The 13,980-nt window shown below is 58.4% G+C and carries 10 protein-coding genes; 2 read left to right on the forward strand and 8 right to left on the reverse strand.

The genetic code is table 11. The features are described 5' to 3' along the window. Positions 1–4: 4 nt before the first annotated feature. From glp to glgA, 4 genes are all read right to left on the reverse strand, one after another. A complete protein-coding gene (gene glp / locus VGR81_05565; GenBank protein ID HEV2288405.1) occupies positions 5–1,225 on the reverse strand; it encodes a gephyrin-like molybdotransferase Glp in 1,221 nt (406 codons plus the stop codon). 6 nt (positions 1,226–1,231) lie between these two features. Continuing rightward, positions 1,232–2,533, reverse strand: coding sequence for an adenylosuccinate synthase (locus VGR81_05570; protein HEV2288406.1), 1,302 nt, complete (start codon positions 2,531–2,533; stop codon positions 1,232–1,234). A 195-nt stretch (positions 2,534–2,728) separates the two neighbouring features. Further along, a complete protein-coding gene (gene trxA, locus VGR81_05575) occupies positions 2,729–3,067 on the reverse strand; it encodes a thioredoxin (protein ID HEV2288407.1) in 339 nt (112 codons plus the stop codon). Positions 3,068–3,113: 46 nt separating this feature from the next. Then, the gene (gene glgA / locus VGR81_05580; protein ID HEV2288408.1) at positions 3,114–4,583 is read right to left on the reverse strand and encodes a glycogen synthase GlgA; all 1,470 of its coding nucleotides are present in this window, start codon (positions 4,581–4,583) and stop codon (positions 3,114–3,116) included. A gap of 384 nt (positions 4,584–4,967) precedes the next feature. On the opposite strand from glgA, the gene rsmA reads away from it, so the two are divergent. Beyond that, positions 4,968–5,759 (forward strand): 16S rRNA (adenine(1518)-N(6)/adenine(1519)-N(6))-dimethyltransferase RsmA, encoded by a 792-nt coding sequence (rsmA, locus tag VGR81_05585; GenBank protein HEV2288409.1) that lies wholly within the window; start codon positions 4,968–4,970, stop codon positions 5,757–5,759. On the opposite strand, the gene VGR81_05590 is transcribed toward rsmA, so the two are convergent. Next, positions 5,756–6,493: a glycerophosphodiester phosphodiesterase family protein gene (locus VGR81_05590; GenBank protein ID HEV2288410.1), complete on the reverse strand. Its 738-nt coding sequence runs from the start codon at positions 6,491–6,493 to the stop codon at positions 5,756–5,758. The two genes, rsmA and VGR81_05590, sit on opposite strands and share 4 nt — an antisense overlap. Before the next feature lie 241 nt (positions 6,494–6,734). On the opposite strand from VGR81_05590, the gene VGR81_05595 reads away from it, so the two are divergent. Continuing rightward, positions 6,735–7,091 carry a hypothetical protein gene (locus VGR81_05595; GenBank protein ID HEV2288411.1) on the forward strand — a complete coding sequence of 119 codons (357 nt, stop codon included), beginning with the start codon at positions 6,735–6,737 and terminating at the stop codon, positions 7,089–7,091. A gap of 80 nt (positions 7,092–7,171) precedes the next feature. On the opposite strand, the gene VGR81_05600 is transcribed toward VGR81_05595, so the two are convergent. The 3 genes from VGR81_05600 to VGR81_05610 form a co-directional block, all read right to left on the reverse strand. Further along, positions 7,172–8,590 carry a TldD/PmbA family protein gene (locus VGR81_05600; protein ID HEV2288412.1) on the reverse strand — a complete coding sequence of 473 codons (1,419 nt, stop codon included), beginning with the start codon at positions 8,588–8,590 and terminating at the stop codon, positions 7,172–7,174. Then, on the reverse strand, positions 8,587–10,047 hold the full coding sequence (locus VGR81_05605; GenBank protein HEV2288413.1) for a TldD/PmbA family protein: 1,461 nt from the start codon (positions 10,045–10,047) through the stop codon (positions 8,587–8,589). Before VGR81_05605 ends, VGR81_05600 begins: the two co-directional genes overlap by 4 nt. A gap of 806 nt (positions 10,048–10,853) precedes the next feature. Beyond that, complete coding sequence (locus VGR81_05610; GenBank protein HEV2288414.1) at positions 10,854–13,955, reverse strand: protein kinase; 3,102 nt, start codon at positions 13,953–13,955, stop codon at positions 10,854–10,856. Positions 13,956–13,980: the final 25 nt, after the last annotated feature.

Consider the following 13,980-nt stretch of genomic DNA (forward strand, 5'->3'; position numbering starts at 1 on the left):
ATCTCTACAATAGCCCGCGGCGCGGCAGCACGTCCACCAGATCGCCTGTGGCCAGCCGGCGCTTCTCTTGATGTACGACCAGAAAGCAATTCCCGCGTCCAAGCGTCGCGATGTCGCCTGAGCCTTGCCACGGCAATTGGGAGACGGCAGCCTCGCCATTGCGCCACTCGATCTTTGCAGGCAGGAAATGCGTCAGCGGCGCTTTTTCGTCCACGGCCTTTTCCAGTCTTGCCTTCATGAATGGCAGCGGGCGCGCGTCTGCTCCGCACAGGATATCGATCGCCGCCGTGGCGAACAATTCGAATGTCACCATCGTCGAAACGGGATTGCCCGGCAGCGCAAAAAACGGTTTCTTGCGGCAAACTCCAAAGGCCGCCGGCCTTCCAGGCCGTATGGCCACGCCATCAAACGCAAATTCCGCGCCCAGCTCGCGCAGCACTTCTTCAACCAGATCGTACTTCCCCATCGAAATTCCGCCGCTCAGAATCAGTGCGTCTTCCTCGAGCCCGCGCTCGCACATTGCGCGCAATTCTCCCGCGCGGTCCGGCGCATTCCCGAGCAACACCGGCTCTCCACCGGCCAGCCGCGTCTGCGCAGCAAGCGACGCGCCATTGCTATTGCGAATCTCCAGCGGCCCTGGCCGCGCGCTCACCGGCACAATTTCGTTTCCTGTCGAAAGAATTGCAATTCGTGGAACGCGATAAACGGCCAATTCACTTCGCCCCACCTGCGCCGCGAGCGACGTTTCCGCGTATCCCATTCGCGTCTGTGCACGCAGCAGAACGTCGCCGGCCCGCGATTCCGATGCCGCTGCCACGAAGTTCATTCCCGCGCTGGCAGCCATCTCCATGACGACTTCATCCGCAGCCGCTCCTTGCCGCGTGTGTTCCACCATCACGACAGCGTCCGCGCCGCGAGGCACCGCCGCGCCGGTCATAATCTGAACACATTCGCCCGCGCAGACCGCGCGCGCAAAGTTTCCGCCGGCCTGAACTTCGCCGATTACGCGCAGCTTCGTGCCGGGGTTCGTGCAGTCCGCAGCACACACCGCAAATCCGTCGCGTGTCGCGCGGTCAAACGGCGGATAATTGCGGTCCGCGACGACCTCTTCGGCCAGCACTCGGCCCAGCGCATTTTCCAGTTGGATGGTTTCCGTTGTCGGGACGCGGCGGAGGCCGCTGACAACGTCAATGACCTTCTTGCGTGCGTCCGCGAACGACAGCATAGCTCTTCACAACCAGCCGGCGAGCTTCGTTCCGCGAGGAACAATCGTGGCATCGCGCTCCGGCCCTGTCGAAATCATTCCGATCTCGACTCTCAGCGCATCCGCGATGAATTTCAGATAGTCGCGCGCCGCCTCGGGAAGCTCTTCCGCTTGCCGAATGTGATCCGTGCGTTTCTGCCACCCGCGAACGGTTTTGTATTCCGGCGTCACTTCCGCCAGAATTTCCACTTCCGCGGGCATTTCCGTGAGTTTCGATCCCTTATAACGATATCCGACGCAAACCCGAATTTCTTTTTGCGTGTCAAACACATCGAGCTTCGTCACCACAAGCGAATCCACGCCGTTGAGCTGAACCGCGTACTGCAGCATCACGAGATCGAGCCATCCGCATCGCCGTGGCCGTCCCGTCACCGCGCCATATTCATTTCCGCGGTCGCGCACTGCCTGCGCATCGAGATCCGGCATCTCCGTCGGAAATGGCCCGCCGCCGACGCGCGTCGTGTACGCCTTCGTCACGCCGATCACCGCAGTCATGAGCTTCGGCGCAAATCCCAGCCCTGTGCATGCCCCGCCCGATGTCGCGCTCGACGACGTGACGTACGGATACGTTCCGTGGTCAATGTCCAGCATCGTCCCCTGCGCACCCTCGAACAGAATCGACTCGCCGTTTTTCAGCGCGCGATTCACCAGCTCGGAAGTATCCACCACGTAACCGCGAATTCGTTCCGCCAGGTCCCGGTATTTCTCGAGAATGCCTTTCGTATCCAGAGCCGAATCGTACGCCGCTCTGCTGTACGCGTCTTTTTCTTCGATATCCCGTTCGAGCTTGCGCTCGAATCGCTCCGCATCCATCAAATCGCAGACGCGCAAGCCCCGCCGCGCCATCTTGTCCTCATACGCCGGCCCGATGCCCCGCGACGTCGTCCCAATCCGATGCGGCCCTCGCGCCGCTTCTGAGGATTTTTCGAGTTCGCGATGAAAGGGAAAAATCAGATGCGCGCGATTGCTAAGGAAGAGCCGCCCATTTACTTCCACTCCGCCATTTTTCAGGCTGTCGAGCTCCGCTTCCAGCGCCGCCGGATCGACCACCACTCCCGCGCCGATGATCGCCTTTTTCCCCGGCCGCAGAATTCCGCACGGAATCAGTTGCAGAACAAATCGCTGGCCATTGATGATGACCGTGTGGCCTGCGTTGTGTCCGCCGCCATAGCGCGCGCTGTAATCGAACGAATTGGCCAGATAATCGACAACCTTGCCTTTGCCTTCGTCGCCCCACTGCGCGCCAACGATCGCGATCGCCTTCGCCACGCTCTCCCGCCTTCTCCTCTGTCCTCAGTCCACTGCCCAGCCGCACTCTGCCCGCGTCAATCTTCCTCGGAAAATATTTCGGAAGGATTACAGGCAGCGTAGACTCATCATCCTACGCTGGACTTGCAGGGATGGCAAGGAATTCATCGCGCCATTCCTTTTCCGGGATGTGCGTGGAGAAAATTCCAGGTTAATCTATTGCGCTACGTGCCGTTCGATCACCTTGTCGATCTGCCCCTTGGGTACCGCGCCGACAACTTGATCCACAACCTGCCCGCCCTTGAAAATCAAGAGTGCTGGGATTCCGCGAATATTGAACTTTCCCGGCGTATTCATATTCTCGTCGACGTTCATCTTGACGACTTTCAGCTTCCCGGCGCGCTCCGTGGCAATCGCGTCAACGGTCGGCGAAAGCGCACGGCACGGGCCGCACCATTCCGCCCAGAAATCCACCATCACGGGCTGCGTCTTGCTTGCATCCAGGACCTCCGACTGGAAACTCGCATCGCTCACCGCTGCAATATTTTGTGACATTATCTCCCTCGTTTTTTATTCCGCGCGAACCCGCAATCGTTCCGCGCTAAAGATTAGATGACGCTGCCGCTATTTGGACTCTAGCCTGCCGCGCGGCATCATACAGCTTAACGTACTCGGCTGCCGAAGTTTTCCACGAAAAATCCTTCGCCATTCCGTTCATTTGAATCGTGCGCCACTGTTTCACATCGCGATACGCGGCGACAGCCTCCCGCACACATCCGAGAAGCGCCGCGCCTTCATACGCCTCGAACTTGAAGCCCGTTCCTTTGCCGGTGCGGGGGTCATAGGATTCCACCGTGTCATCCAGGCCCCCTGTCGCGCGAACCACGGGCACCGTGCCGTAGCGCAAGCTGTAAATCTGATTCAACCCGCAAGGCTCGTAGCGCGACGGCATTAGAAACAGGTCCGCGCCGGCCTCGATCTTGTGCGCTATGGTGTTATCGTATGCAATCTTCACTCCCACGCGCGCCGGATATTTCCTGGCCAGCTCCTGGAACAGCTTCTCGTATTTCGCATCGCCGTTGCCCAGAGCCACAATGGCCAGGTTTTCCTTCATCAGCTCCGCGGCTGCCTGCGCGATGAGGTCAAATCCTTTTTGGTCCACGAATCGCGACACAATCCCGAAGACTGGCCGCTCCGCGTTTTCCGCGGGCAAATGAAACGCCGCCAGCAAATCCTTCTTGCACAGCCGCTTTCCGTCCATCACCTTCGCCGAATATGTGGCGGCGATATTCGTATCCGTCTCCGGGCTCCACGCCGCATAATCCACGCCGTTCAAAATTCCCATCACGCGATTGCCGCGCGAACGGATCACGCCTTCGAGTCCGCAGCCGAATTCCGCCGTCTGCATCTCCTGCGCGTATTTCCGGCTCACCGTCGTGATGTAATCGGAATAGACGAGCGCACCCTTCAGAAAATTCACTTTGCCGTAGTATTCCAGAGCATCCATGCGGAAAAGATCTTCCGGCAATCCGGCCAGCGCCAGCGTCGTGCGCGGGAATAATCCCTGATACCCCAGATTGTGTACGGTAAAAATCACCGGCAAGTGATTCACCGCCGCGTCATGCGCGTAAATCGTGCGCAGGCAAACAGGAACCAGCGCAGCCTGCCAGTCGTGGCAATGCATCACGTCCGGCATCCATATCTGCTTGGCGAATTCGATCGCCGCGCGGCTCAATTCCGCAAAACGCTGCGGATTGTCGGGATAATCGCCGCTCTGGTCGCCGTAAAGTTTTTCGCGGTCGAAATATCCGGGATCATTGACAAAATAATAGCGCACGCCTTCAAACGTGCCCGCCTCGGCAATCGCCGGGAAACGCATCCGCTGGCCCAACGGAATGCTCAAGCTCGGCAATACAGTTCGCGACGCCTGGTTTCCGCGATAGCGCGGCAGCAGCACGGCGATTTGGTGTCCCATCGCCACCAGCGAACGCGGCAGCGCCTCGACGACATCCGCCAGCCCGCCCGTCTTCGAAAACGGCAACCCCTCCGGCGATACAAACAGTATCTTCATCGCGCCCCACTCAAATTATACACGCTTAACACCATACGAGTCGCTCAGCCACGATCTGGCGCGCGATCACTCTTTGTCACTTCTAAAGACTGAGGGATAGCTTTCGCTCAGGAAACTCACAATCGAATCTTTTTCAATTAGATGTCCAATGATGAACGAATCGAGCGCGCTTATCCCAAGGCTGACGAGCGGTGTAGTGGCGACAGATAGTCCATTTGACACCACAAAACGTAGAACTTTACCCGACGTGCTATTGAGTGCCTGCCGAACTCGGGAATTCAGGCCGGTTAGACGCTTCTTACCATGCGTAATTAGCATAGCCGAATTCATGTTAACGAGGACCAAAATCTGAAATCACCCGAAAGCTGCTAAAATTCGCTCCTCATGTCTCGTCAAAAGCTCGGCCAACATTTCCTTCACAATTCCGCGTGGCGCGCTCGTATCGCCGAGATGCTGCCTGCCGCGCGCGATGTTTCCTGGCTCGAAATCGGCCCCGGCCACGGCGAGATGACGGAAATCCTTGCGCAGCGCGCCAATCGCCTGATCGCCATCGAGACAGACGCGGCCCTCGCACAACAACTCCGCGAACGCGCTTCGCAATGGGTCAATGTGGAGATTGTCGAAGCCGATGTGCTCACTGTCGACTTACACGCACTCACGCAGCAACGCTTCCGCGTTTATGGCAACTTGCCCTACTACATCACCTCGCCGATTCTCCGCCATTTGTTCGCCTGCGCGGATCAAATCGAGTCGATTCACGTTGTCGTGCAATGGGAAGTTGCGCAGCGCATCGTCGCCCGTCCGCATACTCGCGACTATGGTTATCTCTCCGCGCTCTGCCAGTATTATGCTCGTCCGGAAATTGCTTTGCGCATTCCTCCCGGCGCGTTTTCTCCTCCTCCAAAGGTGTTTTCGGCATTGCTCGCCATGCCTCTGCCCGGCCATCGCGCCTCATTGCACATTGCCGACGACGCTGCTTTCTTGAACTTCTTGCAGCAGTGCTACGCGCAAAAACGCAAAACTCTCCGCAATAATCTCAAGGCAACTGATTCGGACGAAGCATTGGGGAAGGTTTTCGGCGCGGCGGGATTGAGTGCACACTCCCGCGCGGAAGAATTGACTCTCGCTCAGTTTGCAGATTTATTCGCGCGGCTGCGCGAACCAAAAGCGCGCTAATCCTCTTTGAAGCAATCCGCGATCGCCAGGCCCAGTCTGTCGGGATAATTCGTCATGATTCCATTCACGTCCGCGGAAATCAGTTCGCACATCCGCTTTGGATCGTCGACCGTCCATGTGGCAATTTGCAGATCCGCCGCATGCGCCGCGGCCACAAGTTCCGGCGTCACAAGGTCCGCGCGCGGCAAAATTTGACGCACTCCGATCCGTTGTGCTTTTTCGATGGCATCCGTCATCGGCGGCTCATAGAGAAATCCCGTCAGCAGCGTTGTGTCGAGCCTGCGGACGTTGTCGAGAAACGTTGCGTCGAAAGAAATAATTACAGCTCGCGCCGTTTCGTTCGCGGCGCGCAATGCGCTCACTAGAGCGTGATGCACTCCCCATGCGTCTTCGATCTTCACTTCCAGATACGCAACAACGTCCACATCCCGCGCAAACATTAATACTTCTTCAATTGACGGAATGCGTTCTCCCGCGAATTGCTTTCCGTACCACGAGCCGGCATCCAGCTCGCGCAGTTCTGCGAGAGTCAGCTCGCGGACAAGCCCTTTGCCGTCCGTTGTGCGATCCACTGTCGGATCGTGCATGGCCACAAATCGTGCGTCGTGCGAAAGCCGCAAATCGGTTTCGATGAAAGCGGCGCCGAGTTCCACGGCGCGGCGAAACGAAGCGATGGTATTTTCCGGCGCGTGGCCCGGCGCACCGCGATGACCAATCACCCAGGGGCGTCTCATCAGGGGTATCGTAGCAGAATCTTCAATTCGACCTGCAGTCAATGCTGGATGGTGTGTGCAAGAGGCATCAGTTGTCGCAAATTTGTGTACGAGAATGTGCAAATCTTCGGACAAAGCCACCGCAACCGGCTGTGCAGAGAAATGGTAAAATGCTGATATATAAGCACATAGCAGGCCACATAGTACCGTGCCTCCTGGCCGCAGAATTGCCCTTTGCCACTGTGGTCACTCAGGCGAGGCTATGGCCCTATTTATCGTTTTGATTGTGGGTTTGGTGGTGGGGCAGACATGGTGGGATTGGCGCGAGACGCAGCGCAAGTCCGCGCTACCGCAGTGGATCGGCGGCCTGGCGCTGGCAGGGATGGTCGCTGCGGTGGTCACTGGCCTGGGCTCCATGGGTTCCGTCCTCTATCAGCATGCCCTCAGCGAACTGCAAGGGCCGTCGTCATCGGCATTCTTCTGGCCTGAGGCGGGATTCCTCGTCTGTGGGCTCGCTGTTGTGGTCATTGCCACTCGCAAGAAGAGTGTGCGGACCCTCCTGTTCGTTGCTGCGATATTGGCCCTGGCGCTGTGGCTGGGCATGACGCTGTACTCGTAATTCCATCCTTTCGCGCGAGATTCTCCAGCGATTCCCTCTCTGCGTTCCATTTTCGCTTGGCAATTGCGTGAAAAAGCCGCTTAGAATTTCGTGACTTCGGTGAAATGGAAATCGCGGACTTTCATCGCGGGCACGACCATGTCGAATGACTCTTCCCCGGACGCGCGCACGGAAGGGCCGAGCATTTCAACGTTCGAAAGCATTTCGATAATGCTCTGATTGAAGCGGAAATTCCGCACCGCGCCAGTGACGCGGCCATTCTCGACCAGAAATGTGCCATCGCGCGTCATGCCCGTCAAAACTTTCTGATAGGGATCCACTTCGCGGATGTACCACAAGCGCGTGATGAGAAGTCCTCGCTCGGTCGAACGAACCATTTCCTCCGCTGGCGTGTTGCCGCCGGCGAAAACAAGGTTAAACGGAGCCTCGCCATCTTCCGTCGGCAATGAAAACCCGTGGCCGGTGGGCTGAGCCTTCATTTTTTTCGCCGTCGCCCGCGAATAGACGAGATTTTTCGGAATACCCTTTTCGACCAGCGTGACTTTCTTTCGCGGAACGCCTTCGCCGTCAAAGGGAGGGCCGAGTTGCAGCGGGTGATAGACGTCGTCCCAAATGGAAATGTTTTCGCCGAATAGTTTTTTGCCCATGCGGCCCGTGAAACAGGAACGCTGGTCGGCGACGCACGTGCCGGCAAAGTCGTAGAACAGGAATCCCACGAGATCGAGAACGGCCGGAGGTTCCAGGATCGCCGTATATCGTCCCGGCGGAATCTCCCGCGGCGAACGCGACGCGGCGCATTTTTCGCTGGCACGCTGCGCCAGCGCTTCCGAATCGATATCGCCGACGCGGGCGGATGTGGCCTTGGCCCAGCCGGAAGAATCTTTTTCCAGCATGGTCACGGAAAATTCCGCGCGCGTGTCTTCGTAAAATTCGAAAAGCCCGCGCGAGTTTGCCAGAGCGATTTCCGAGAGGCCGGTGGAAAAAATCCCCGCCGTTGTTTGCTTGTTCTTGTCCGACATCTGGCAGACGCGCGCCACGGCGCGAGCGCGGTCCGCGGGCGTCGCATTGGCGGTGGCTTCGATGAAGCGATTCACTTTTTGAATTTTCTGCGAGCCGAGGATGGGCAGCAAATCGGGATTGCGCGGCTGAACGCGGGCGAGATCCAAAGCGGCGCGAGCGACGCGGCGCAAAGACTCATCGTCGGTTTTGTTTGTGGAGGCGCGAGCCGTGCGGCCGTCCACCACGGCGCGAACGGAAATGGTGAGGCCCTGTTCCGCGACATTTTGATGAATGGTGTTATTGGCGAAGCGCGTGAGCGCGCTGGTCACGGCGGTGACGTCGACTTCGGTTTCATCGGCCTCGCTGAACTTGATGATTTTTTCCGTGATGCGGTGAAGCGCCGAGGCGCCGAGGCGATGGCCGGCGGCGCTGATGTGGCCGGCGCGGCGGCTCTTCGCCGAAGCACGATGCGCAGTTCGCGATTTCTTTTTCTTGCTCATGACTTTGATGATGCGACTCCCACTTTCACATTACGGAAACGCGCCGGCGCGGCGCCGTGACCTGTACCCATAGTCTGCATGGGCTGGCCTTTGCCGCAATTCGGCGTGCCCCAGAGCGTCCAGTAATCCCGCGAGCAAATCGCATCGCAACTGTTCCAGAATTCCGTGGTGATGCCGCTGTAGCTCGGCGTTTTAATCATGCGGCCGCGCTTGCCATTTTTGATTTCCCAGCCGATTTCGGTGGAGAACTGAAAATGATAGCGGCGATCATCAATGGACCAGGAGCGATTCGTTTCCATGTAAATCCCATCGTCGGTGTCGGCGATGAGGTCTTCGAATTTGCGGTCGCCGGGAAGAATGCTGATGTTGGTCATGCGGATAATCGGCAAGCGGTTCCAACTTTCCGTGCGCATAGTGCCATTGGAGCGCGGCTGGCCGATGGCCGCGGCGGTTTCACGATTTGTCAGATAGCCGGTGAAAAGGCCGCTGGAAATAATCGGAGTGCACTGCGCGGGAACGCCTTCGTCGTCGTAAGCGAAAGTGCCGAGGCCAGGGCCGTGCGCGAGACGCGCATCGGCGACGACGTTGACGATGTCCGAACCATAGCGCAGAGAATTCAGTTTTTCTAAAGTGAGGAAGCTCATGCCGGCGAAATTCGCTTCCATGCCGAGGACGCGATCGAGTTCGATGGGATGGCCGATGGATTCGTGAATCTGCAAACCGAGCTGCGAGCTATCGAGAATGATGGTGCGCTTCCCTTCCGGGCACGGAGCGGCGCTGTGCAACGCGACGCATTCTTCAGCGATGCGCGGCGCGTGGCGGACAAGATCGAGTTCTTCAATTAATTCGTAGCCGCGGAGCATGTGCTGGCCGCCAAAACTATTCGGATACGAACGCTTTTGAATTTCTTCTCCGGCAAAACTGGTGGCGACGATTCCTGCGCCCGATTGCATTTTCACCTGATGAATTGCGGAACCAATGCTGGAGACAAAAAGTTGGTCGATTCTACGAAATGACATGGAGCCTTCGGCGAGCGTCACACCCTTCACTTTGCGCATTTCCGCGTCGGCCGCGAGGAGCACGCCGATTTGCGTTTCGATGGGAATGCGAAATGGATCTTTGATGAAGGGGTTCTGCCACGTGTCGACGCAGGGCTGCTCGGGAGCCATGACCACGTCGTGGCGCTTGGCGAGAGCCGATGCTTTGGCGATGGCCACGGCTTGGGCAACGCAGGCTTCGACTCCCTCGCGCGTCAGGCGATCCGTGGAGGCAAATCCCCAGGAACCCTGTGCGATGACGCGAAGGCCGAGGCCGAGCGATTCGCTTTCGCTGGCGCGGCCTACCTGGCCATTCTTGGTGGAAACGTCGCGGTGGCGAATATCCATGACGCGCACGTCGGCATAGGTGGCGCCGCGGGCGAGCGCCTTTTCGATGGCGAGGTTGGCCCAGCTTTTCATTTATTCCTAAGCCTCGGCGTTGAGCAATTTTCGCATCTGACCGAAATCCCAAAAACCATAACCGTGTTTTGCAGCCAAAATTAAAAATGCGTTATCTCAGTCGATTAGAAATGCACCGCATTGTTTATTATCAACGAGTTAGAGCGATTTCTAATTTCGCGTATGTCGATTAAAAAAATCATAGATTGATGCCGCGGACATTGCGAAGGCGCAGAGCCAGAGGCTTTTCTAGGCAAGCCGACCCCTGACTGGGAAAGAAGATGGCCGCCGAACATTTTCGTTGTGCGTCATAGTGACAAAAGGCATTTTAACACGGGAGTCAATGGGTTCTGGAGGCTGGAGATTGGAGGCTGGAAGTTAGAGGAGAAGCAAAGTGGCGGGGAGCGGGCACTCCTAGGAATGACAATGAAAGTGCGCCGGGTAAAACTGCAGCGCGACTCGGGGAGTCGCGACGGGCGCAGCAAGCAGCGCCCCTACGAAGGCAAAAACGATGCGTTCGACAGCCCGATAAATGCAATCGGGCCCTACAAAGGCAAATGCATCGGGACCACCCCACCCTTTGCGGCTTCTTCATGTTGGGCTGCATGCCGCAGCCCGGGCGCAAAGGATGGGCCACCCGGCGAGCGAATCGAAAGGATTGGTTGCGCGCTACGCGCGACGGCCCGATAAATGCAATCGGGCCCTACAAAGGCAAATGCATCGGGATTACCCCACCCTTTGCGCCTTCTTCATGTTGGACTGCATGCCGCAGCCCGGGCGCGAAGGATGGGCCACCCGCGGTTTGCAGCGTAAAAGCCAAGAAGAGATTAATTGGCGGGAGGGAGTTTGGCGTATTCGGCTTGGGCTTGCTTGTAAAGAGGAATGGCGGAGTCGGCGTGCTGCCAGAGAGCGAGGAAATCCTGATAGGCCTTGCGGGCGTTGGCACGGGCGGTGTCGGCGTCGGGGCCTTGCGAAGATTGGGCTTCAAGGGCATAGGCGCGGGCGATTTGCAAATGGGCGAGGGCACCGATGGGAGCGTTTACGACAGCGCCGCGATGGTCGAGAATTTTTTGGTATTCGGCAACGGCCTGCCCGGCCTGATTTAATGCTAGATAGGCTTCACCTCGGACATAAACCGGGTAGAGCGCAAAGGTCACACCTGAACCGAGAGGCTGGCCCAGCTCATAAGGCGCGGAAGGCTGGAGAGCTTCGAGGGCTTTTGCAGGGTCGCGGCGGGAAAGAGCGAGTTGCGCTTCCAAGGAGGGCAAATAGTTGAATTTGACGATGGTGTCATCTGGGAAGCCCTTCAAATATTCGTCGATAACGGCTTGGGTTTTTGCGGTATTTCCAGCGAGGGCATAGGCCAAGCCTGCCAAGAACTGGACGTCATGGCCAGTGGAGAGTTTCAGCGCCGCATCGGCGTCCTTTTCCGCCTGGGGTAAGTTGCCGAAGAGCGCTTCGCGCAAAGCGGCTTCGGCCTCGTAGTCAGCGGCGGTTTCCTTTTCGCCCGCTTGCTCGGCGGATGATTGTGCTCGCGCCGAAAACTGCTCGGCACTGCGGAGCTGGCCATAATAAGCGGAAGTATCCGACGCCATTCCGAGCATCACGTCCTCGACTCCCGGTTTGCCCGTGGCCCAAGCGACTTGCTGGGCCATGCCGGCGGCGTCGCTGCGGAAAAAGGCAAGCTGATACAGGAAAAGGCGAAGGTAGCTGGAGTTGAGCTTCTTTTCCTGGGCCTGCTGGGCGACGGCCTGCGCCTCGTCAAAACGATTTAGAACAATGAAGGTGCCCACGAGATTCGAGTAGCTCAGGCCGCTGGGATCCAACTGAAGAGCCCTCTGCGATTCCACGAGGGCATTCGTGTAATCGCCGAGGAAAGTGTCTACGGAGCCCAGGTCTGTGGGCGGAGCTTCGTCACGAGGATAATCCTGGGCCCAGTTTTCAAGAGCCTGCCGAGCCTTATCGGCGTCGCCAGCGACATACATGAAATAGTGAGAATCGATATAGAACTTTTCTCGCTCGCTGACGCGATCGCGCAACTGATAGGCTTTCTGCGCGTACTGGGCAGAGAGGGCCGACTCGCCCATATTGCCGACGGCGGTGCCGAGCGCGGCATAGGCCACGGCAAAGTTGGGGTCGAGAGCGACGGCCTGCTGAAGCGGCTGGACTGCGCCGACCATATCACTGGCGGCAATCATTTGCATTCCGCGGCTATAGGCTTGAAGAGCTTCGAGGGAAGAGGTGGAGGCCTGCTGGATGGGTGTGTCGAATTTTTGAATGGTTGTGAGGGATTCGCCGAGCCTGGCGCGAATGTCAGAGGCAGCCTTGCCGAGGGCGTCGAGGACGTGATTTTTGTCACCGGCCTCAGCCTCGGCGCTGGCGATGGAGTTGCCATTGGCGCAGTCCACAGCTTTCAGAATTAAATCGTATTCCGCACCGATTTGCGCGATGGAGCCATCAAGGACCGCAGAGCTGGACGTGCGCTGGCAGACTTCGCGGGCGATTTCTGGAGTGAGGCGGGCGTCGGCGGACTGCTCCATCAATTTGAGGGTCTGCTGGATGTGGTCGCCAGCGAGGATGTTGAGGAATGGCGACTGTTCGAGCTGGACTTCGAGCGCCTGGCGCAGAGTGCCGTCGAATACGGGGTCGCCTGTGGTGTTGACGAAATCGGCGAGGACGACGGTGTCCTTGGAGGTGAGCGCGGGCGCGCGATGGAGAAAGGCGTAAACGCCGTACGATGCGGCGGCGATGACGACGAGTGAGATGATGACGATGTCGGGACCGCTGAATTTATGGCGGCGGGCAACGGCGACGACTGAGGAGCCGGAGTGATGGTCCGCGGGTGGCGCGACGGCGGCGGGCGATGAATGGCCGGATTCGCCTGCTGTCGCAGGCGCGGGCGGGGCAAGCCCCGCCCCTACGGGAGGTACATAGCCGGGCGCATTTACCGCACCGCGGCTCGAATCACTACCGCGCGCAACTCCAACCGGGACGGTGGAGTCATCGGCAGCGATGACGCGGTGGCTGGAATCAGTGTCGCGCTTGAGGCGACGAAGATCGGCGCGCAAATCGGAGGCGTGCTGATAACGGAGCGAGGCGTCCTTTTCGAGAGCTTTCTGAATGATCTCTTCCAGCTTTGGCGGCAAATCGGGATTGAGGCGAATGGGAGGAACGGGAGTGCGGTTGAGAATGGCTTCGGTGATGAGTCCGGAACTTTCCCCGCGAAACGGGAGGAGGCCGGTGGCCATTTCGTAGAGGACGATGCCGAAAGAAAAAATGTCGGTGCGCGAATCAAGAGGTTTGGCGCGGACCTGCTCGGGCGACATATAAGCGACCGTGCCAACCGCTGTTCCCGGACTCGTAAGATGAGCTTCGGGCATTTCGCCTCTCGTTGTCGTATCGCCATCGGCGCCTTCGGACTGAAATTTGGCGAGGCCGAAGTCGAGAACTTTGGCGTGGCCGCGCCTGGTGACAAAAATATTGGCGGGCTTAATGTCGCGATGGACGATGCTTTGCGCGTGCGCGGCATCGAGCGCGTCGCTCACGTCGATGGCGATATCGAGGAGGTGATCGAGTTCCAGAGCACGACCGGTAATGAGGTGCTTGAGCGTGGCTCCCTCGAGATACTCCATGACGATGAAGGGATGGCCGTCGCCTTGTTCGCCCGGCTGAGGAGGGACGCGACCGATTTCGTGAATGGTGCAAATGTTGGGATGGTTCAGAGCAGAGGCGGCGCGAGCTTCGCGGCGGAAACGTTCGAGCGTTTGCGGATCCTGCGAGACATTTTCAGGCAGAAATTTAATGGCGACGAAGCGGCCGAGTTCGAGGTCTTCGGCTTTGTAGACGACGCCCATTCCGCCGCCCCCAAGCCTTTCGAGGATGCGATAATGCGAGACGGTTTGGCCGGTGAACGAAGGAGATTGGGGCATTGGTGGCCCATTGTAGGAGCGGGCG

The organism is Candidatus Acidiferrales bacterium, assembly GCA_035934015.1.
GTDB lineage: Bacteria > Acidobacteriota > Terriglobia > Acidiferrales > UBA7541 > DAHUXN01.

What these genes read in the sequence shown, in the direction of transcription:
- glp (HEV2288405.1), bottom strand. Translation starts at nt 1,225, where the DNA reads ATGCTGTCGTTCGCGGACGCACGCAAGAAGGTCATTGACGTTGTCAGC.
- trxA (HEV2288407.1), bottom strand. Translation starts at nt 3,067, where the DNA reads ATGTCACAAAATATTGCAGCGGTGAGCGATGCGAGTTTCCAGTCGGAG.
- glgA (HEV2288408.1), bottom strand. Translation starts at nt 4,583, where the DNA reads ATGAAGATACTGTTTGTATCGCCGGAGGGGTTGCCGTTTTCGAAGACG.
- rsmA (HEV2288409.1), top strand. Translation starts at nt 4,968, where the DNA reads ATGTCTCGTCAAAAGCTCGGCCAACATTTCCTTCACAATTCCGCGTGG.
- VGR81_05590 (HEV2288410.1), bottom strand. Translation starts at nt 6,493, where the DNA reads ATGAGACGCCCCTGGGTGATTGGTCATCGCGGTGCGCCGGGCCACGCG.
- VGR81_05595 (HEV2288411.1), top strand. Translation starts at nt 6,735, where the DNA reads ATGGCCCTATTTATCGTTTTGATTGTGGGTTTGGTGGTGGGGCAGACA.
- VGR81_05600 (HEV2288412.1), bottom strand. Translation starts at nt 8,590, where the DNA reads ATGAGCAAGAAAAAGAAATCGCGAACTGCGCATCGTGCTTCGGCGAAG.
- VGR81_05605 (HEV2288413.1), bottom strand. Translation starts at nt 10,047, where the DNA reads ATGAAAAGCTGGGCCAACCTCGCCATCGAAAAGGCGCTCGCCCGCGGC.
- VGR81_05610 (HEV2288414.1), bottom strand. Translation starts at nt 13,955, where the DNA reads ATGCCCCAATCTCCTTCGTTCACCGGCCAAACCGTCTCGCATTATCGC.